The 21,414-nt window shown below is 53.8% G+C and carries 17 protein-coding genes; all 17 read left to right on the top strand.

Annotated elements, in window-relative coordinates; genetic code table 11:
- Nucleotide 1 precedes the first annotated feature (1 nt).
- The 17 genes from H511_RS23790 (at nucleotide 2) to tldD (ending at nucleotide 21,386) form a co-directional block, all read left to right on the top strand.
- Nucleotides 2-1,744: a GspE/PulE family protein gene (locus H511_RS23790; protein WP_051288317.1), complete on the top strand. Its 1,743-nt coding sequence runs from the start codon at nucleotides 2-4 to the stop codon at nucleotides 1,742-1,744.
- Nucleotides 1,744-2,961, top strand: coding sequence for a type II secretion system F family protein (locus H511_RS0118885; RefSeq protein WP_027253736.1), 1,218 nt, complete (start codon nucleotides 1,744-1,746; stop codon nucleotides 2,959-2,961). The genes H511_RS23790 and H511_RS0118885 overlap by 1 nt, the downstream gene beginning before the upstream one ends.
- Nucleotides 2,962-3,171: 210 nt before the next feature.
- Nucleotides 3,172-3,780, top strand: a complete 609-nt coding sequence (locus tag H511_RS0118880; RefSeq protein WP_027253735.1) for a prepilin-type N-terminal cleavage/methylation domain-containing protein — start codon at nucleotides 3,172-3,174, stop codon at nucleotides 3,778-3,780.
- Nucleotides 3,781-3,789: 9 nt separating this feature from the next.
- Nucleotides 3,790-4,257, top strand: a complete 468-nt coding sequence (locus H511_RS25150) for a type II secretion system protein (protein WP_027253734.1) — start codon at nucleotides 3,790-3,792, stop codon at nucleotides 4,255-4,257.
- 93 nt (nucleotides 4,258-4,350) lie between these two features.
- Nucleotides 4,351-4,857: a prepilin-type N-terminal cleavage/methylation domain-containing protein gene (locus tag H511_RS0118870; protein ID WP_027253733.1), complete on the top strand. Its 507-nt coding sequence runs from the start codon at nucleotides 4,351-4,353 to the stop codon at nucleotides 4,855-4,857.
- Nucleotides 4,844-5,485, top strand: a complete 642-nt coding sequence (locus H511_RS0118865; RefSeq protein WP_051288316.1) for a prepilin-type N-terminal cleavage/methylation domain-containing protein — start codon at nucleotides 4,844-4,846, stop codon at nucleotides 5,483-5,485. Before H511_RS0118870 ends, H511_RS0118865 begins: the two co-directional genes overlap by 14 nt.
- A complete protein-coding gene (locus H511_RS0118860) occupies nucleotides 5,485-6,234 on the top strand; it encodes a PilW family protein (protein ID WP_027253731.1) in 750 nt (249 codons plus the stop codon). Before H511_RS0118865 ends, H511_RS0118860 begins: the two co-directional genes overlap by 1 nt.
- A complete protein-coding gene (locus H511_RS0118855) occupies nucleotides 6,224-6,679 on the top strand; it encodes a hypothetical protein (RefSeq protein WP_027253730.1) in 456 nt (151 codons plus the stop codon). The genes H511_RS0118860 and H511_RS0118855 overlap by 11 nt, the downstream gene beginning before the upstream one ends.
- Nucleotides 6,672-10,199 carry a DUF6701 domain-containing protein gene (locus H511_RS0118850; protein ID WP_155804948.1) on the top strand — a complete coding sequence of 1,176 codons (3,528 nt, stop codon included), beginning with the start codon at nucleotides 6,672-6,674 and terminating at the stop codon, nucleotides 10,197-10,199. The genes H511_RS0118855 and H511_RS0118850 overlap by 8 nt, the downstream gene beginning before the upstream one ends.
- A gap of 322 nt (nucleotides 10,200-10,521) precedes the next feature.
- Nucleotides 10,522-11,565: a rod shape-determining protein MreB gene (gene mreB, locus H511_RS0118845; protein WP_027253728.1), complete on the top strand. Its 1,044-nt coding sequence runs from the start codon at nucleotides 10,522-10,524 to the stop codon at nucleotides 11,563-11,565.
- A 40-nt stretch (nucleotides 11,566-11,605) separates the two neighbouring features.
- On the top strand, nucleotides 11,606-12,469 hold the full coding sequence (gene mreC, locus H511_RS0118840; protein WP_027253727.1) for a rod shape-determining protein MreC: 864 nt from the start codon (nucleotides 11,606-11,608) through the stop codon (nucleotides 12,467-12,469).
- A complete protein-coding gene (mreD, locus tag H511_RS0118835) occupies nucleotides 12,462-12,950 on the top strand; it encodes a rod shape-determining protein MreD (RefSeq protein WP_027253726.1) in 489 nt (162 codons plus the stop codon). Before mreC ends, mreD begins: the two co-directional genes overlap by 8 nt.
- Nucleotides 12,951-13,036: 86 nt before the next feature.
- Nucleotides 13,037-13,603 carry a Maf family protein gene (locus tag H511_RS0118830; protein ID WP_027253725.1) on the top strand — a complete coding sequence of 189 codons (567 nt, stop codon included), beginning with the start codon at nucleotides 13,037-13,039 and terminating at the stop codon, nucleotides 13,601-13,603.
- Between the two features lie 16 nt (nucleotides 13,604-13,619).
- Nucleotides 13,620-15,089: a ribonuclease G gene (gene rng, locus H511_RS0118825; protein WP_027253724.1), complete on the top strand. Its 1,470-nt coding sequence runs from the start codon at nucleotides 13,620-13,622 to the stop codon at nucleotides 15,087-15,089.
- 25 nt (nucleotides 15,090-15,114) lie between these two features.
- The gene (locus tag H511_RS0118820) at nucleotides 15,115-19,023 is read left to right on the top strand and encodes a YhdP family protein (RefSeq protein ID WP_248616620.1); all 3,909 of its coding nucleotides are present in this window, start codon (nucleotides 15,115-15,117) and stop codon (nucleotides 19,021-19,023) included.
- A gap of 82 nt (nucleotides 19,024-19,105) precedes the next feature.
- Entirely contained in the window at nucleotides 19,106-19,936 is an 831-nt protein-coding gene (locus H511_RS0118815) for a carbon-nitrogen hydrolase family protein (RefSeq protein WP_027253722.1), read from the top strand.
- Between the two features lie 4 nt (nucleotides 19,937-19,940).
- The gene (gene tldD / locus H511_RS0118810; protein ID WP_027253721.1) at nucleotides 19,941-21,386 is read left to right on the top strand and encodes a metalloprotease TldD; all 1,446 of its coding nucleotides are present in this window, start codon (nucleotides 19,941-19,943) and stop codon (nucleotides 21,384-21,386) included.
- Nucleotides 21,387-21,414 lie beyond the last annotated feature (28 nt).

The raw sequence follows: 21,414 nt of genomic DNA, 5'->3' as shown, positions 1-21,414 counted from the left end.
GATGCAGCTGAGGTTACGCAAACGTCTGGGTGATCTGCTGGTTGAGGAAGGTATAGTCCGCCAGGAGCAGCTCGATCTGGCACTGGATCATCAACGCAGTACCGGCCGTAAACTGGGTGATACTCTTATCAGCATGGGGTTTTTGGGCGAGCAGCAACTGCTGGCCTTCCTGTCCCGTCAGCTGGATATCCCGCTGATCGATCTGAACCGGGTGGCGGTCGACAGCGAAGCCGTTGGCCTGTTGCCGGAAGTCCATGCCCGTCGCCTGAGGGCGCTGGTGATCAGCCACCGGGGTGACACGGTGCGGGTGGCCATGAGTGATCCGGCCGATCTGGCGGCCCAGGAAGCGGTGCTGAACCAGTTGCATCAGTTCAGGGTGGAGCTGGTGATTGCCCCGGAACACCAGCTGATTGCCTCGTTTGACCGCTATTATCGCCGTACCAAGGAAATTGCCTCTTTTGCCGAGCAGTTGCATGCCGAGCATCAGGCGAACAGCGATTTCAGTTTCAGTGTTGATGATGATGACCGCGAAGAAGTGACAGTTGTCAAGCTGATCAACTCCCTGTTCGAAGATGCCATTCAGGTGGGCGCCTCGGATATCCATATCGAACCGGATGCCAGCGTACTGCGTATTCGTCAGCGTATTGATGGTGTGCTCCATGAAACCCTGCTGAACGAATCGGCCATCGCCTCTGCTTTGGTGCTCCGCCTTAAACTGATGAGCGGACTGGACATTTCTGAAAAACGCTTGCCGCAGGATGGCCGTTTTAATGTGACGGTGCGCGGTCACTCTGTGGATGTGCGTGTCTCTACCATGCCGGTGCAGTACGGTGAATCTGTCGTCATGCGTCTGCTGGATCAGTCGGCCGGTATTTTAAGCCTGGATGAGATTGGCATGCCGGCCGATATTCTTGCCCGTTTCCGCCGTCAGCTAAAACGCCCTCACGGCATGATTTTGGTCACCGGGCCGACCGGCTCGGGTAAAACGACCACCCTTTATGGCGCACTGAGCGAACTGAACAAACCCGGCAAGAAGCTGATCACTGCCGAAGATCCGGTGGAATACCGGCTGCCGCGGGTGAATCAGGTGCAGGTGAATACCAAAATTGGCCTGACCTTCTCCGGCATACTGCGGACCTTCCTGCGTCAGGATCCGGATATTATTCTGGTCGGGGAAATGCGGGATCAGGAAACCGTGGAAATTGGTCTGCGCTCTGCGCTCACCGGCCACCTGGTGCTGTCGACACTGCATACCAATGATGCAGTAGACAGCGCCCTGAGGATGATAGACATGGCCGCGCCCGGCTATCTGGTGGCCAGTGCGGTGCGGGCGGTGCTGGCTCAGCGCCTGGTGCGCCGGATCTGCCAGGACTGCAGCTATGAGGTGACGCCGGATGCTGCCGAGTTGCAGTGGCTCAAAGCCTGTTTTCCGTCCTCGGCCGACCAGACATTCAGGCAGGGCAGAGGTTGTCAGAGTTGCAATCTGACCGGTTATAAAGGCCGTATCGGTGTGTTTGAATTACTGGAGATGACCCCGGCAATGATGGATGCCCTGCGCGCCAATGATGCGATGGGGTTTGCGCAGCTGGCACGCGCTTCCGAGGGCTACCAGCCGCTGATTGAATCCGCTATGGCGCTGGCGCTGGCAGGGCGCACCAGCCTGGAAGAAGTGCTGCAACTGAGCGAAGGGGATTATCTGGTGCCGGAATTTGACACCGTACCGGCGTCCACGGAGCCCCGCTGATGCCGACGTTTGATTACCGGGGACGGGGCAGCCAGGGGCAACTGAAGAAAGGCAAGCTTGACGCGCCAACCGCGGAGGCCGCCGCCGATCAGCTGATGCGCCAGGGAATTATTCCTGTGGATATCCGCCGTGGCCGGAGCGACAGTTCGTTGACCCTCAGCGGCCTGTTGCAGCGCAATGTGCCGCTGGAAGCTATGGTGATCCTGTGTCGCCAGCTGTACAGCCTGACCAAAGCCGGTGTGCCGCTGCTGCGGGCTATGAAAGGGCTGGAGCAGAGTACCAGCCACCCGTTGCTGCAATCGACCATTGATGCGGTGACGGTGGAGCTGACCAACGGCCGTGCATTGTCGCAGGCGATGAAAATGCATCCCAGGGTGTTTTCCGAGCTGTTCGTGTCGATGATCCATGTGGGGGAGAATACCGGCCGCCTGGAAGATGCCCTGCTGCAACTGGCGCAGTATTACGAGCAGGAACTGGAAACCCGGCGCCGGATAAAATCGGCCATGCGTTACCCGTCTTTTGTGCTCAGTGCGATTTTGCTGGCAATGATAGTGCTCAATACCAAAGTGATCCCGCAATTTGCCGCCATGTTCAGCCGGTTTGGCGTCGAACTGCCTCTGCCAACGCGCATTTTAATCGGCACCTCAGATTTTATGCTGAGCTACTGGCCTTTGCTGCTTGGCGGCTGTGTGGTGAGCTGGATCGGCCTGAAAGCCTGGCAGCGCACCCCGGAAGGCCAGGAAAAATGGGACTACTGGCGCCTGAAAGTGCCGGTTGTGGGCGATATCATTAACCGGGCCCAGCTGTCACGCTTTGCCCGGACCTTTGCGCTGATGATTCGTGCCGGTGTGCCCCTGAATCAGGCGATCCAGTTATCGGCGGAAGCGCTTGAAAACCGCTTTCTGGAAAATCGTCTGGTCGAAATGAAAAACGGCATTGAAGGCGGCAGCAGTATTACGCAAACAGCCAGCCAAAGCGGCATTTTTACCCCACTGGTGTTGCAGATGATTGCGGTCGGTGAAGAAACCGGTCAGGTCGATGAACTGTTACACGAAGTCTCGGATTTTTATGACCGCGAAGTGGATTACGATCTGAAAACACTGACCGCCAGAATCGAGCCGTTTTTATTGGCGGTTGTCGCCGGCATGGTGCTGATTCTGGCGCTGGGAATATTCCTGCCGATGTGGAATTTACTCGATGTCGCGCGCGGGGCTTAAGGCGGGCTGATGAGTTAGCACTCAGTACGAGAATAACGTTTTTTAGTGATATTTTTGTCATTTAAATGCTTTATATGCTGAGTCTAAACCACCGTAAATATTAGGAAAATGTGCAATAACCCGATTATTTCCACTGGTATTTTTTTATGATAATGCGAGAATGACCACTTACATCATTTTGACGCCCGTTCGTCATGTTTTTGGCAGGTTATGACTCAGTATCCGAACAGGCAAGCCGGTTTATCGCTGATCGAACTGGTCATTGTAGTGGTGGTGGTCTGTATTCTGGCTCTGGTGGCGGTCCCCCGTTTTATCGATATTGCCGAAGAGGCCAAAGCGGCCGCCCTGCAGGGCATGGCGGGAAGTTTTTCGACCGCGGTATTTTCCGTCCGGACGCAATGGGAAGCCGATGGCAAGCCAGGCACCCAGCGCCGACATTGGGTCAATTACAACGGCATCCTGTTTAACCTGACCGGCACAGGAACCGGGGCAGGCGGCAGAGAGGGATATCCTTTCGCGCTGCAGGGGCAGGGAAGTTCGCAACTGGAACAATTATCAGAGCAGGACTGCCTGGCGTTAATGGACAACCTGTTACAAAACCCACCGCCGTCAACCACTGATGCGAGTGAGGCGGGCTCTGGGCAATATCAGTATTTCGTCGAAGTCGGTGCAACCAGTGGTAACCGGTTTTGTCGTTATTATCAGCTGGCTTCGGCCAGTGATTTTTGGACCGGTAAGAAAGCAATAACAGCCGGCCATTATTTTACTTACATACCGGCTTTGGGTCGGGTTGATATTAACATTGATCGCAATATTTAGGAGTTAGCTATGAAACGTCAAGGTGGTTTTACCCTGATTGAATTGGTAGTGGTGATCGTGATTCTCGGCATTCTGGCCGTAACCGCTGCGCCGCGTTTTTTGAACCTGCAGGATGATGCACGTAACTCTGCGCTGCAGGGGCTGAAAGGTGCAATGGATGGTGCTGCAGGCATTGTATACGGCAAAGCAGCGATTGCCGGTCAGGAAACGAGCAGTAAAAAAGTTGATGTGGATGGGGTTGAAACCCTTTTTGGTTACCCGACCGCGAAAGAAAAAGGGATCGGAAAAGCTTTTACCAATGAAGATTGGGAAATTGCATCAAAGAAAGTTGCTAAAGGTTTGAGCAAAACAGAGATTGCTTACACATTTAAAGATCGCTCTACAGAAGGTTGTTACGTTAAATATACCCAAGCGACAGATAAGGACACACCGGCAAAAATCGAAGTGATTTCAGGCGCTGGCTGTGACGTTAACTAAAAGATGAAATCTGAAGTTTAGATGCATTTAGGCTTTCAGAGGGGCGGACTCCTGCCCCTTTTCTTTCTTTGACAGGGCGTTTTGGGTGAATGCATGGCTCGCCATTTGAGCGCTGGCCGACAACGTGGCTTTACGTTAATTGAACTGATTTTGGTGATCATACTGCTGGGGATCCTCAGTGTGACGGCCGCGTCACGTTTGATTGGCCGCAGCAGTTTTGATGCTTACCTGGCCCGCGATCAGGCCATCAGCCTGGCTCGTCAGATTCAACTGCGAGCGATGAGCAATATCAATGATCAGGGCGATCTGAATCCCTGCCTGTCTTTACAGGTGGCACCGGATCATTTTGGCCCGCCCGCCTGCGCCGACACCACTTTCTCTGGCCGTGCAATCACGGCATCAGACGACGATATCACTGTGACTGGCGATTTGTTGGGTGAGGTGCGGTTTGATTTACTGGGACGCCCCTATCAGCAGGATGGCAGCGGGAGCAAGACACCGCTTTGTACCACGGAATGTCAGATAACCTTTGTCTCGCGTAATGCCCAGAGCGCCTCAATCTGTATCAACCGGGAGGGTTATATCCATGCCTGCCCGTAAGCCCTGCCGTTCGAAAATTTGCTATCAGAAAACCTATCGCCAACAACAGGGTTTTACCCTGATTGAAGGCATTATCGCCATTGTCATTATGGCGATTGCTATGGTGACGCTGACCAGCTTTTTATTTCCTCAGGCCGAACAGTCCGCCGTACCGCATTATCAGGCCAGAGCCGCGGCCATCGGCCAGGGCGTGCTGAATGAGGTGTTATCGCGCAAATTTGATGAAGCTTCGGATCCCTTTAACGACAGCGTGATCCGTTGCGGAGAAGAGGTGTATGTGTGCAGCGCGCCGGACAATCTGGGCGCGGATGCTGGTGAAGTTAACAGCGGCTTACTGAATGTCGGCGCTGCCGATGACGTGGATGACTTTATCGGCTGCTGGGGCAGTGTGACACAGTGCAACGGCAGCAGCCTGCCTCGCCGCGGGGCATTGCAGGATCTCGTTACAATTTCTGCTGCTGAGCAGAGCGATTACCGCAATATTTATCTTGAGATCAGTGTGCGCTATGAAAACAACGCTTTCAATGGTGCCGCAACGGCTGTCAGCAACCAGAAACGGATTGATGTGCTGGTCCGAACCAGCCGCTACGGTGACTACCCGTTCACTGCGTTCAGGAGTAACTACTGATGCGGCCGTCCAAAGGATTCACCCTGATAGAAATGATCATGGCACTGGTGATTCTGGCGTTTATTTCGCTGGGCATCGGTGCCTACCTGCAACTGGGTGCCCGGGGCTATTCCGACACTATAGATAGAGAACGTTTACAATCTGAGGCGCGCTTTGTGATTGAGCGTCTTACCCGGGAAATTCGCCATGCGGCGCCAAACAGCGTCAGTTTTAGCAGCGGGTGTCTGTCGTTTTATCCTGTGCTGTTAACCGCCGCTTATCTGAACGAGCCGGATCCCACAGCGCCCGTGCTTGAGGTGCTGGTGCCGCCTGACTCACAGCAAATTAGCTTATGGAACAGTGGTATTAACGGCTACCGCGCGGCTGTCGGATTTGTCAGTGCCAGTGATTATCAGGCCGATGAAGACGCAAGCATAGTCGTTGGAGCGCTGACGAAAGCCCCGACAACGGCAGATCCCACGGCCAGTCTGCAATTGTCCCGATGGCTGGGCGATCGCTCACCGGGACAGCGCCTGTACCTGTTTTCCGACCAGGTGGCTTTTTGTCAGGTTGGCGACAGTCTGGTGCGGCGGGTAAATAATGGTACCGGCTATACGCTGACCAATACGCTCAGCCATTTCAATGTCGCTGTGTCAGGGGCTGGCCTGAACAGCAATGGTCTGATTCATCTTGCGCTGACCTTTCGCGATCCTGTCAGCCAAGAGTCGTCGGACTACAGCCAGAGCGTGCAGGTGATCAATGTCTTATAGCCGACGGCATTCAAAGCAACAGCAGCAGGGCAGTGCGCTGATCGTCGCCATTTTCGTTATCGTTGTCATGGCCGCCATGGCAGCCGCCATGTTGCGGGTCGCAGGCTCCGCTCAGGACATCACTACCCGCGAAGTGCTGTCGACCCGCGCCTGGTTTACCGCCCATTCCGCCAATGAAGACATGATGAGGCAGCTTTTTCCGCTGGCTGGCACAGCCAGTGATCCCGCGGTCGATATCTGTCAGCGTCACCATCCTGACACCGGCACGGCTTATACCTTCGCACCTGCCGGGATCAACGGCTGCCGCGCAACCACCACCTGCCAATCTTCACATACCGGGTCAGTAAACACTTACTTTTTAATCAGCGCTTCACAGTGCGGCAGCGGCCCTCATGTTGTTACCCGGATTCAGGAGCTTTGGGCAAAGGATTTGGATAATGAGTAAACGATTACTGCTTTGCTGGTGCTTTTGGTTTTTACAATGTTTCTTTATTGTCAGTGGGGTTGCTGCTGCCGAATGTAAAATGAATAGCAATCAGGATTTATATATTGAGTTTGAGATTGATTCAGCAACATTGAATGAATCTGTTTTGGCTGTGCAATCATCAGGAAAGGGTGGGAATAAGTTATCCAAGATGATTTGGACGAATAATAAGTCAAATAGTGATGCCACGATCATTGAAAGTGAAATGCGAGCGGAAGAACATTACCTTGTCCGTCTGGTGTATGAAGCAAATAAAAACAATGGTCAAGGAGGCAAGAAAAGTGGTCAGCTTTACTATTATCTTTGGGAGACTAGTTCTGCTAAATGGGTTTTGAAGCAAGATAAGTTTTTGAGTTTAAATGACATTAATTCAGCCAGTTTTACAGTTCAAGGTGTTGATGTTTCTCCTGAATGCTATAGCGGGCAACCACCGCCAGTCAATCCGGATGTCTGCGAGCTGTTCCCTGGTCCGGTTCAGACTTGGGTTGGAAACCAGAATAACCTGTTTACTTCCGAGCTTGGGACGAAAATTTCTAAGACTGAAAATCATAACGTTGGTTTTAGTAATGCTATTATTGATACCGATTATCCGGAACCCTATTCCCCTGGGGATAATGTGAAAGCGTTATGCGATGGCATCACATGTGCTCTGAATGGATCGATGGCAAAAGGGATCGATCTTAAATGGAATACATCTGGAAGCACTGTGACAGTATTCAATGAAGAGGTTCGAGATTACAAAGAAGCTACGCCTGGTACGTATTATCGGACGGGATCCACGAGATTTGGACTAGCGGTTGATAGTGGGGGAGAACTGTTTTTACCAGAAGGAGAATATTGGATTGATAGTGCGAATGTATCGGGAGCTTTAACTATTAGTGGAGAGGTAATCTTGCATGTTTGGAACTCTATCAGTGTTAGTAATCAAGGCAGAGTAAATACAACCAGCGATTCAGATAATCTAACCGTTTATGCATATAATCAAAATTTGGGATGTCCTCAACCAGCCTATTATCCAAGTGGTCCCCCAGCCGTTAATAGAGATTTTGTTGTAAATATAAATTCAACGGGAGTTTTTAATGGAAGAATTTATTCAATGGGGTCGGTCGCTTTGTCAGGAACAGTAGCACTTCGTGGTGCTGTAACTGCTTGTCAACTGGAAATGAGTGAGTCTTCTCAAATAGTCGGTAACAGCCAATGTTTCAATCCCCCGGATAATAACTACCAGCTTGTTGTCAGCCCGAGAAGGGCCTTGGGCCTGCTGTGTGAACGTCAAGCGGTAGAGTTCCAAGTGCTGGATAGCAGTGGTGCGCTGGCGTCCCAATTTAATGGCGACATAGATGTCACGACGAATCTGACGGGCAGTGGACAGGCGTTCTGGTATAGGCAGTCGGACGGTGGAACAGGTACAGATGCCAATCAAAGACAGCGTTTTTCTGTCATTAACGGGAAAACGCAATTGTGGCTGAAAAGTAATGTGATAGAGACGATAGTTGTCCGCGGACAGCTAGTTTCAGACGGTAACCCGAGCGCAGAAGGCCAGTACAGTTTTGTCCCGTTTAAATTGCAGATTCAGGAGCAGGCTTTGAAAGTTGTAGCCGGAAAACCTGAACAAATTAATGTCTCTGCCATGAGTTGCGATACCAGTGCTGCAACACCGGCAGTAGCACAAGACTACAGCGGCACCCGGACACTGCAACTGAGTACTCGCTATACCTTGCCAGATTCAGGTGGCAGTTCTGTCGAGTTGCGCGATAAAAATGGTAACTGGCAATCCTCCAGCGTTGCATTGAACTTTCAGGAGGGCAGTGCTGACTCAGAGTTGCGTTATTTGGATGCGGGTCAGACGCAACTTAGTCTTGTCGATCCAAATTGTACTAAAGCCGGTGGATGCAGTATCAGTGGTAATGGCTCGTCGCTGGACGGTATGGATTTAGGCGACTGGACCCGATTAGAAGGAACGCAAACCGTCTGGTCCCGGCCTTATACTTTTGCGCTCTGCAATATCACCTCAAGTAAAGGACAGACAGACTTCTCCGGCACTGCCAGCGACGGACCGGGCTTTGTGGCTGCGGGTGAGTCATTTTCGGTTAGGGTCAAACCTGTCATCTGGAGTCAGGATGCCGTGATGCAGGATCAAAGCGGTGATGGTGAAAATGATATCCAGACCACCACTTCATTCTGGTGTCGTCAACCTGTGACGCCAAATTATTATTCTGATTTAGGGGTGACTGCAACCGTTCAACTTTCTATCCCCGATAAACCCGCAACGCCATCGGATACAGGGGCTGTAGGTGGTGTGTTGAGTGGTGTACAAGAAAAAGAATTCAGTGAGTCTTCGGACGCACAAGATGGATTGAGGTTTAGATACCTGAGCTGGAGCGAAGTCGGCAGTCTGTGGCTGCAGGCCGATGCCGATTATCTCGGCATGACAGTGGATCAGGGTGTCGGACAACTGGGACGCTTCTATCCGGCCTATTTTTCGATCAAAGAAAGTGCGGTCAGTGATGCTTACGGCAACTTTACCTATATGGGGCAGCCGTTCTCCATGTCAGCCAGGGTTGAGGCACAAAATACGCAGAACCAGCCAACCCAAAACTACGGCTATTTTGCCGACGATTATAAAGAATCGCTGCAGTTACGCGCCGTGAATGCGGGTGCGGCAGGGGGCGATGCGAACAACCTGACCAGCCGGTTATCCGAGCGCCTGAGTTATCAAAACTGGGACAAAGCTATTCAAACCATCAGCACCGACACGCTGGCATTGCTACGGGTGGTGAGCAGCGCCAACGCCAACGTGACCGAACCCGACGGCCCGTACCCGGTGGATTTTGGTCTGGTTGTCAAATCTCGACATGATTGCGCGACCCGCGGTTGCAGCGACTTTTCAGCTAAACCGCTGAGCGTTTATGAGCCGGACGGCGCCACACCGGAAACCGCCGCCGCGCTGGTTGGTGATATTCACGCCCGTTACGGCCGGATGCGGCTGGAAGATGCGGTGGGCCGGCAAGGTGAAAAAATCAATATTCCTGTGCTGTTGGAGTACTGGAATGCAGGCCAGTTCGTCACCAATGACGACGATAACGACTCTGTATTCAATGGTCAGCTGTATTTCAAACAGGGCATCACGAATCCGACTACGAATGCGATCACCGCATCTGTTGGTGATATCAAGGTGCAGGATGGCCGCTCGACGTCGGGCGATCTTTATGCCACTGAGGGCATCTCCAGTGAACAGGTACGCTTCTGGCAAAAACTGGTGGCCGACATGCCTGCTGCCATCACAGGTGAAAATCCTGTCACTGACTCAGGATCCGGCACCCATGCCGGTAGTGAATCCCAGCCCTGGTTGCTGTACAACTGGCGGGGTCAGGGTGACGAAAATCCCTCAGCGCTGGTGACTTTTGGGGTGTACCGTGGCAATGACAGGGTGATTTACCGCGGTGAAAGACATATGAACCCGTCCATCCATATCAATTAGCCGGTACCCGTTAGCCGATACCGGTTCGTCGAAAGCTGGTATTGATATGCTGAACCGGAACGGTGACGGCAAAGTCAGTCTGAACGGATGAAACACGCTTTTATATTCCACTTGCTTTATATTTGTCTGGTATGTTTCAGGGGCATGGTAATGAGCGGGCAGAGCACAATTCGAAGCAAAAGCACACACGAAAGCGTAACAATCCCTAAAAATGAGGATCTGTGGCAGGTTTGACAAAGCTTATCTTGTCTCGCTACCTGCCACTTGATACATTTAGGCGCAATTTTTACGAAATTTGAGCTTGCAGGATTAGCCGAAAACTATGTTTAAAAAACTTCGTGGCATGTTTTCCAATGACCTGTCCATTGACCTGGGTACTGCCAATACCCTGATTTATGTCAAAGGGCAGGGTATCGTACTTGATGAACCTTCAGTGGTCGCCATTCGCCAGGATCGTGCGGGTGCCACTAAAAGTGTCGCGGCCGTTGGCCACGAAGCAAAACAAATGCTGGGGCGTACGCCTGGTAATATCGCTGCTATCCGCCCGATGAAAGACGGTGTGATTGCAGATTTTTATGTTACAGAGAAAATGCTGCAGCATTTTATCAAGCAAGTTCACGACAACAGTGTTCTGCGCCCAAGCCCGCGTGTGCTGGTGGCTGTGCCTTGTGGTTCTACTCAGGTTGAGCGTCGTGCTATCCGTGAATCGGCACAAGGTGCCGGTGCCCGTGAAGTGTACCTGATTGATGAACCTATGGCGGCGGCCATTGGTGCCGGTTTGCCGGTGTCCGAAGCGACAGGCTCCATGGTGATCGATATCGGTGGTGGTACAACTGAAGTTGCCGTTATCTCTCTGAATGGCGTGGTGTATTCCTCTTCCGTACGTATCGGTGGTGACCGTTTCGATGAAGCGATTATCAATTATGTCCGTCGTAACTACGGCAGCCTGATTGGTGAAGCAACCGCTGAGCGCATCAAACACGAGATAGGCTCTGCGTATCCGGGTGATGAAGTGCGTGAAATCGAAGTGCGCGGCCGTAACCTGGCTGAAGGTGTGCCACGCAGCTTTACCCTGAATTCCAATGAGATTCTGGAAGCCCTGCAAGAGCCGCTGACCGGTATTGTGTCTGCGGTAATGGTGGCACTGGAACAGTGCCCGCCGGAACTGGCTTCGGATATCTCAGAGCGCGGTATGGTGCTGACAGGCGGTGGTGCACTGCTGCGTGATCTGGACCGTTTACTGACCGAAGAAACCGGTATCCCTGTGGTGGTTGCTGAAGATCCGCTGACCTGTGTGGCGCGCGGTGGCGGTAAAGCGCTGGAAATGATCGACATGCACGGTGGCGATTTATTCAGCGAAGAGTAATGTTTACCCCGGCAAACATCCAAACAGGTCATAGTGTTACATGAAACCTATCTTTGGCAGAGGCCCTTCTCTGCAATTGCGCCTGTTTCTTGCCATGTTACTGTCGGCCGGCCTTATGCTGGCCGACAGCCGTCTTGATGCTTTCGCCCAGGTCCGGTATGTCCTTAACTCTGCGGTTGCCCCTTTGCAATACGCGGCGAACCTTCCGCGCGAAATTCTGGATGGCCTTTTCAGTCAGCTGAGTTCTCATCAGCGATTACTGGCAGAAAACAAAGCGCTTAAGCGCGACCTTCTGGTACTGCAAAGTGACGTGCTGTTGCTTGACCAATTGCAGCAGGAAAACCAGCGTCTTCGTGAACTGCTGGGCTCACCTTTTGTCCGTGACGAACGTAAAATGGTGGCAGAGGTGATGGCTGTCGACTCCGACCCTTACAGCCATCAGGTCATGATAGATAAAGGCCGTGTCGATGGTGTGTATGAAGGTCAGCCGGTGATCAATGACAAAGGTATCGTCGGTCAGATCTCCTATGTCGGCGCACATAACAGCCGGGTACTGCTGCTGATTGATCCCACCCATGCGATTCCGGTGCAGGTGGTGCGCAACGATATCCGGGTGATAGCCTCAGGCAGTGGCGAGCAGGATCAGATCCAGCTTGAACACGTACCCAGCAGTACCGATATCAAGGTTGGCGATTTACTGGTGACCTCCGGTCTGGGTGGCCGCTATCCGGAAGGATACCCGGTCGGCAGGGTGACAGAGTTTTCGTTCGATAATAAGCGCCCGTTTGCGCAAATCAAAGCCTTGCCAACGGTGCAGTTTGACCGCTTGCGCTATTTACTGCTGGTCTGGCCGACAGACAGAGAAAGGCATACCGTTACCACAGGAGATCCGGTCAATGGTTGATAGTCGAGCCAATGGCATTGTGCTGATCTGGTTGTCGTTTGTGGTCGCGCTGATCCTGCAGGCTGCTCCCTGGCCCGGACAGCTGGAAGCCTTCCGCCCGTCCTGGGTCATGTTGGTAGCATTTTACTGGGTGCTGGCGTTGCCACACCGGGTCAATGTCGGTACGGCATTGGTGCTGGGGCTGATCTGGGATCTGCTGCTGGGTTCCACTCTGGGTATTCGCGGCCTGACCATGTCGGTACTGTGCTACATAGTGGCCCTGAACTTTCAGGTGATGCGCAATTTATCCTTATGGCAGCAGGCCATGATAGTCGCCTTGCTGTCGCTGGCGGGCAAGCTGGTGGAGTTCTGGGCAGAATACCTGGTGGTCGAAATTGAATTTGATCCCACCCGGTTGTGGGCTGTGTTACTCAACTTCCTCCTCTGGCCGTGGCTGTTCCTGTTCTTGCGGCGCATTCGCCGTAAGTTCTCAATACGATAGGGGACGTCAGTCCCCTTCGGATAGCACTGTGTGATACGGCTCGCATGACAAGCCCCGGTGCTATTGTCTTTCTAGGTAAGATCAAGATGACAACACTGTATCTGGCATCCGGTTCACCCCGTCGCAAAGAACTGCTCTCTCAACTCGGTTACACTTTCGATATCCTGTCGCTCGACGTCGAAGAACAGCATCAGGCTGGAGAAACGCCGGAGGCCTATGTTCAGCGGCTGTCGCTGGACAAAGCTATGGCCGGGGTGAGAGTGACTGACGGTCAGACACCGGTACTCGGTTCAGACACTATAGTGGTAGTAGACGGACAGATTCTTGAAAAGCCGAGGGATTTCGCGCACAGCCGTGAGATGCTCATGTTATTATCCGGACGAAGCCATCAGGTGATGACGGCTGTCACTGTCGCCACGCAAGATCGTCAGCGTACAGAGCTGGTTGTAACGGATGTCTGGTTCCGGTCTCTGACCAGCCAGGATATTCAGGACTACTGGCAAAGCGGTGAACCCAAAGACAAAGCCGGCAGTTATGCCATTCAGGGGATTGGCGGGAAATTCATTGCCCGTATCGAAGGGAGTTACCATGCAGTTGTCGGCTTGCCGCTGCTGGAAACCGATGCGCTGATCCGAGAATTTATAGCCAATTAAATTAACAGAGGCATCCATGAGTACCGAGCTGCTTATCAATGTGACACCCAGTGAAACCCGTGTGGCGATGATTGAAGGGGGCAACCTCCAGGAAATCCATATTGAGCGTGAATCCAAGCGTGGCATTGTTGGCAATATTTATAAAGGGAAAGTGAGCCGTGTACTGCCTGGCATGCAGGCAGCTTTTGTTGATATCGGGCTGGATAAAGCAGCCTTTCTTCATGCCTCTGATATTGTTCCCCATACCGAATGTGTGGCTGAAAATGAGAAACAGCAGTTTCAGGTAAGGGATATTTCTGAACTGGTGCGCCAGGGGCAGGATCTGGTGGTGCAGGTGGTGAAAGATCCGCTGGGCACCAAAGGCGCCCGCCTGACGACGGATGTCACCCTGCCATCCCGCTATTTGGTTTTCATGCCCGGCGCCAGCCATGTCGGCGTATCGCAGCGGATTGAAAGTGAGCGCGAGCGTGAGCGCCTGAAAAACCTGGTGACCAAACACTGTGATGAGCTGGGCGGCTTTATTATCCGCACCGCTGCGGAAGGGGCGTCATCGGCCGAAGTGGCGCAGGATGCCGCATTTCTTAAGCATCTGTGGCGAAAAGTGCTGGAACGTCGTGGAAAATACAAAAGTAAATCGATGCTGTACGGAGAGCTTGGACTGGCGCAGCGAATCCTGCGCGATTTTGTCGGCACTGAACTGGATTCTATTTACGTCGACTCCCGCCTGGCTTTCGAGAATTTAAAAGAATTTACCGACGAGTTCGTGCCAGAACTGAGCAATAAGCTGGTTCGCTACACAGGCGATCAGCCGATTTTCGATCTGTACGATACGGAAAATGAAATTCAGCGTGCGCTGGATCGCAAAGTGGAGCTGAAATCCGGCGGTTATCTGATTATTGATCAGACCGAAGCCATGACAACGGTCGATATCAATACCGGTGCTTTTGTCGGCCGCCGTAATCTGGAAGAGACCATCTTCAATACCAATATTGAAGCCACCAAAGCGATTGCCCGGCAGTTACGCCTGCGCAACCTTGGCGGGATTATCATTATTGATTTTATCGATATGGCCTCGGAAGAGCACAGGCGCCGGGTGCTGACGGCACTGGAACAGGCGCTGTCTTACGACAGGGTGAAAACCAATATCAACGGCTTTACCCAGCTTGGGCTGGTGGAAATGACCCGTAAGCGGACCCGTGAAAGTATTGAACATGTGCTGTGCGGGACTTGTCCAACCTGTGAAGGGCGCGGGACGGTGAAAACGGTCGACAGCGTCTGCTATGAAATTCTGCGTGAGATCACCCGTGTCAACCGGGCCTATGATGCTGATCGCTTTGTCGCTTATGTCTCCCCTGCGGTGGCAGAGACACTGGCCGGCGAGGAATATCACGCGCTGGCTGAACTGGAAGTCTTCATCGGTAAGCAGGTTGAGGTCAAAATCGAACCTTTGTACAACCAAGAACAGTTTGACGTCGTAATGATGTAAACCCTGAGGCAATGGCGTGTTATCTGTGCTGATAAATCTGACCCGCGTTCTGAAATGGACGTTGCTCACTCTGCTGGTCATCGGCGCAGTGTTAATTACCTCGCTGCGCTTGTTGCTGCCGCAATTGAACGATTACCGCGCTTCGATTACACAGTGGCTTTCGGCGCAGGCCAATATGCAGATCAACGTCGGGCAGGTTGAAGGCCGCTGGCATAATCTTGGCCCGGTCATGGCGCTGCACGGCGTCAGTATCGGCCAGAGCAGCAAGGATATGGTGCAGGTCGGCGAGGTCGACTTTGACGTCGATCTGTGGCGCTCTGTGCTGAACCTCAAGCCGGTTTTCCGTGATATCAAACTGACCGGACTCACGCTGGATCTTACCCAGTTTCCGGCCAGCGATCGTCCTGCTGAGGCGGATAAGCCTTTAGATGTCAACCGGCTGGAGCAGTTATTGTTTGTTCAGTTGGGGACATTCTCCCTTCATGATGCGACCCTTGTGGTGAGCTCACCTGCAGGTCACCGTCAGCCGGTGGCGGTGAAAGAGCTGAAATGGGATCGTCAGGGCGACATGCACCTGGCGGAAGGCATTGTCAGTATCCCCGGTACGGATCTCAATCAGCTCAATGTGATGGCGAATCTGTCAGCGACTCACGGATTACCGCATTTGTCCGGCACCATTTATGCGCGGGCGAAAAACCTGTCAATGACCCCCTGGCTCAATCAGTCTGTGTTGGGCGGGGAAAAAATCACCGACAGCCAGCTGAATGCGGAAGCTTGGCTGACTCTCGACAATGGTCAGCTCAGTAACAGTAAAGTCCGTTTTCTGGACTCCTATGTGCGCTGGCAGGAAAACGGGCGCAAACACGAGCTGGCACTGCTGCGTGGCATGCTGACTCTGAACCCTGAGCAGCGAGAGGCCGGCAGCGGCTGGCGGCTGGACAGCCATAAACTGGTACTGGCGACAGATCAGAAAGCCTGGCCGCGTCTTGATTTTTCCGCCAACTGGCTGGCTCCGCAGCAAAACGCTCAGGCGGCGGCTGAGCCGGTATCACCGCAAGACACTGTGTCCCAGGGGCATTGGCAGCTGGCTGTCAGCAGCGTTGATCTGGCCAGACTGGCGCCGTTAGCCAGTTTGCTGCCGGAAGACAACGCAGGCCGGAAAGCTATTGAGTCACTGCAGCCTGCCGGTCTGGTACGCGATCTCCGTCTGGCCGGACAGGGACTGTCACCCCCCCGTTTTTCTTTTGCACTGGATGGGGTCTCGAACAGGCAGTGGATGTACCTGCCAGCCTTTGCATCTTTGCATGCCAATATTGCCGGTGACGGGCAGCAGGGCGAGATCACCCTCAATGTCGGCAAGCAAACCCTGGACTACGACAAAGTCTTCCAGGCACCGATGGAGATTGAGCAGGCCGATGTCCGGGCTTACTGGCAAATGGATGGGCAGGGATGGCGTTTGTGGAGCGATGAGCTGTCACTAACCACACCGCACCTGAGTGCCAACGGTCAGTTCCGGCTTGATTTCCCGAAAGCGGCCCCTTCCTGGCTGTCTTTTTACGGCGAAACCAAAGTCAAAGATGCCGGTGCGGCCTGGCGTTATTTACCCCGTCCGGCACTGGGGCAGGAGCTGACGGATTATCTTTCCGCCGCCATTCGCGGCGGGCAGTCTGACCATGCTCAGCTACTGTGGTTTGGCGATCTGCCAGCTTTCCCTTATGCCAGCCATGACGGTAATTTTGAAATCAGCGTACCGCTTAAACACGGACGATTCAGTTTTGATACCGCCTGGCCTGAGCTGACCGACATCGATTTGCACTTGGGTTTTCGCAATGATCGCATGCTGATCAATGCCAGCCATGCCAAAACCAAAGAAGCGGTGGCTGACCGGGTCGTCGGCGATGCCTGGCTGCACCCGGATGGCCACCTGAAACTGGCCATTGATGTCAGCGCAGAAGGCGAGCAGGTTCGCGACTATATGATGGCAACGCCACTGGTGGACTCAGTCGGGGCGGCGCTGTCGGCGGTGAATGTTGACGGGCCTGTGGCTGCCAAGCTGCAGTTGGATATTCCTTTCAGTGGCGGTGAGGTGAAAGCGCAGGGAGAGGCCCGTCTTGACAGTAACCGGGTGACCATAGAAAGTCTGTCGCTGCCTCTTACCCAGGTAAAAGGCAGCATTCATTTTGATAATGACCAGATAACGGCGGACGGCGTAACCGGCTACTGGCTCGGCCAGCCCCTGACCGTCAGCTTCGACGGCAAGAACGCCGAAGCCGGTTACCAGGTCAATGTGGATCTGGCCGGGTTCTGGCAGCTTGCCTCGCTGCAGCAGCGTTTGCAGGATCCGCTGCTGGCCAGACTGCACGGCAGTGCCAGGTGGCACGGTAATGTCGGGGTGGTGCTGAATGATACCGGACTGAAATATCAGGTCTTTATCCAGGCGCCGTTAGCCGCTGTCCGCAGTGAGCTGCCTTATCCGCTGGCCTTTACACCACACAGTCCCACCAGTGTGGTGCTGACGGCTTCCGGCAACACTTCCCGGCTGGAAGCCAGCCTCACCGTGCCGGATGCCCAGTACCGGGCTGAGATAGCCTTGCAGTCACAACCGCGGATTGTACGCAGCGAGCTGACAGTCGGCCTGGCCGAACGACGCAAGCTGCCGGCAAAAGGTCACGGGATTCGTATTCAGGCCAACAGCATTGATGCCGATGCATGGGACAGCCTGGCACAACAGATCATTGATAAACAGCAGAGCAGACCGGCAGCCCAAACCGGTATTGATCTGCCTTTACCCACACGGATCAATGCCAGCATTCAGCAGCTTAAGCTGGCGGGACTTAACTGGCATAATCTGGACTTGGCCGTACGCAAGCAGCCATCGCAGTGGCATGCGGTGCTCGGCAGCCGCGAAGTCAGCGGCGAGCTGATCTGGCCTGACTATAAGCCCCTGACGGTGAATCTGGAGCAGCTTCACCTCAATTTACCGGAAGATAAAAAACCGCTGGAAACCCTGTCGGCTGAACATAAGTACGTGCCTCAGCGAGCCATTCCGCCGGTCACGGATTTCGATCGTAACATGATGGCTTACCTGCCGCAGATGGATGTCAGGGTCAAAGACTTGTGGTTACAGGGATACCGGCTGGGTGCATTAAGCGGCCGTCTGCGGCGCGATGCCCAGACGCTGATCCTGGAAGAATTGCAGTTGGACTCCGGCACTACGTCGCTGAGTCTGGATGGTCACTGGACCATGAATCAGTACCAGAATGAAACGCAGGTCGCCTTCGATATCGCCGGTGAGGACAGCTCGGAGCTGATGGGGCGGCTGGGGATCTCAGGCGGGATCCAGGATGCCAGCTTTACCAGCTACGCCTCCATTCAGTGGCAGGGGGCGCCATGGTCGATGCACCGTGAAACCCTGACCGGTGAACTCAAGACCGAAACCGGCAAAGGGGTGATCCGTGATGTGGGCGGTGCAGGCCGGATCCTGGGGTTATTCAGTCTGGATTCTATCATGCGCAAGATGCAGCTCGATTTTACCGGGGTGTTTGATGACGGGCTGGCGTTTGACTACATCAAAGGGTCCGGGCGGATTGAAAATGGCCGCTTTGAAACGGACGATGTGGAAATGAAAGCACTGGCGGGCGACATGTACATTCAGGGAAGTGCTAATCTGGTTAATGAGACAGTGAATGCCAGAGTGAAATTTATTCCTGATCTGACATCCGGTATCCCGGTGCTGACAGCGTTTGCTGTTGCCCCGCAGACGGCCATTGTGGTGTTTGCCATTTCAACCGCCTTGTCGCCTGTGGTGGATGTCTTTACCCAGATCAACTATGTCGTCAGCGGCCCGATAGAGTCACCCTCAGTCACAGAGCAATCGCGCTTTACCGGTGAGTTTAAGGTGCCTGCCGCCCTGAAGCAGCAGGCAGAGCAATAATAATGAAGGTGTTTCCGGCTTTGCCTGAGTGGCGAAGCTGAGGTAATAATAACAAGAAAATCAATTTGTAATGGAGTGCATGATGGCTAGAGTGGGTGTGGTACAGATGAATTCCGGGCCTGATCCTGAACTGAATCTGCAACAGCTGAAAAAGAAGTTGAAGGGGTTGCAGCTGCAGGGGGCGAAACTGGTCGTCACTCCCGAAAATTGCCTGATTTTCGGTACCCGGGCTGACTACGAACAGCATGCCGAACCTCTGGGAGAGGGCGTGCTGCAACACCAGCTCGCTGCACTGTCCCGTCAGCTGGGCATCTGGCTGCTGATAGGATCTATGCCTATCCGGCGTGATGACGGCAGTATGTCGACCACGGCCTTGCTGTTCGACGATCAGGGCCAGCTGCAGGCCCATTACGATAAATTGCACATGTTTGATGTGGAGGTTGCCGATCGCCACCACAGCTATCGCGAGTCAGACACCTTCCGGCCGGGAGAGGCGGTGAAGGTGGTGGAAACACCTTTCGGCAACATTGGACTGTCGATCTGTTATGATGTCCGCTTCCCGCAGCTGTACAGCGCATTGCGGGCACAGGGGGCCGATATCATAGTGGTGCCGGCAGCGTTCACCAAAGTTACCGGCAAAGCACACTGGGATATCCTGCTGCGTGCACGCGCCATTGAAACCCAGTGCTGGATTGTCGCTGCCGCACAGTGGGGCGAGCATAACCAGGGGCGGGAAACCTGGGGCCACTCGATGATTATTGATCCCTGGGGACAAGTCGTCGCCTGCCAGGAGCAGGGCACAGGTGTGATCACCGCAGATATCGATCTGGGTCTGAGCGCACAGATACGAATGAATATGCCATTGCTGCAACATAGCCGTTTTCAGGTGCAGCAGTGCAACACAGAAGAGTAAGGCAATGATGCTGGAAACCGTAGAACAGACCATGCTGGCCCAATCCGGGCTTGAGCGTGACGATCTCAGCCAGATTCTGGGGCTGATGGCCGCCCGGGACGTAGATTATGGCGATATATATTTTCAGTCCAGCTGGCACGAATCATTGGTGCTGGAAGACAGTATCATCAAAGACGGCTCCTTTAATATCGACCGTGGTGTGGGTGTTCGTGCGGTATCCGGTGAAAAAACCGGTTTTGCCTACTCAGATCAGATCAGTAAGCTGGCACTGACTCAGAGCGCCAAAGCGGCACGCGGTATTGCCCGCAGCGGCGGCTCTGGCAAGGTACAGGCCTTTGCCTCATCGCCGGTAAAGCCTGTCTATGCCGGGGTCAATCCGCTGGAGAGCCTGGAGCGTCAGGAAAAAATTGCCCTGCTGCAGGAAGTGGATGCCTATATCCGTGCCAAAGAGCCCTTGGTGAAAGAAGTTTCGGTCAGCATTAACGGTGTCTATGAGCAGGTGCTGGTCGCCGCGATAGACGGCACCTATGCGGCTGATATTCGTCCCTTGGTGCGTTTTTCTGTCAGCGTGCTGATCGAGAAGAGCGGCAAACGTGAAAGCGGCAGTGCGGGCGGCGGTGGCCGGTTCGGTTATCAGTACTTTATGACTGAAAACGACGGCAAGTCGGTCGCTTTGCAATATGCCGACGAAGCGTTGCGACAGGCGCTGGTCAACATCGATGCCGATCCGGCTCCTGCCGGTACTATGCCGGTAGTGCTCGGGGCGGGCTGGCCGGGCGTCTTGCTGCATGAAGCTGTCGGGCATGGCCTGGAAGGTGATTTCAACCGCAAGGGCTCGTCCATGTTCTCGGGTCAGATGGGGCAGCAGGTGACCTCAAGCCTGTGTACCATAGTGGATGACGGCACGCTGGCCGATCGGCGCGGCTCGCTGAGCATTGATGATGAAGGCACCCGGGGCCAGTACAATGTGCTGGTGGAAGGCGGCAAGCTCAAAGGCTATATGCAAGATAAGCTTAATGCCCGCCTGATGGGGGTAGCTCCAACCGGTAATGGCCGTCGTGAGTCTTATGCGCACCTGCCGATGCCCCGTATGACCAATACCTACATGCTGCCGGGCGAACATACGCCGGAAGAGATCATCGCCAGTGTCGAGAACGGGATTTACGCGCCGAATTTTGGCGGCGGTCAGGTTGATATTACTTCCGGTAAATTTGTGTTCTCAGCGTCTGAAGCCTACCTGATTGAAAAGGGTAAGATCACCCGTCCGATTAAAGGTGCGACTTTAATCGGCAGCGGCATTGAAGCGATGCAGAAAGTCTCTATGGTGGGGAATGATCTGGAACTTGATCGTGGGGTGGGCGTCTGCGGCAAAGCTGGACAAAGCGTCCCTGTCGGTGTCGGGCAGCCAACCCTGAAGCTGTCTTCAATGACAGTCGGCGGTACTCAGTAAGCGTCCTGTGCTGACTGATACCAATAAA

Origin of the sequence: Photobacterium halotolerans DSM 18316 (assembly GCF_000425165.1) — a bacterium.
GTDB classification, from domain to species: Bacteria; Pseudomonadota; Gammaproteobacteria; order Enterobacterales; family Vibrionaceae; genus Photobacterium; species Photobacterium halotolerans.
Note: the sequence above shows the minus strand (reverse complement) of the source record. Positions and strands in the feature narration are given on the sequence as shown.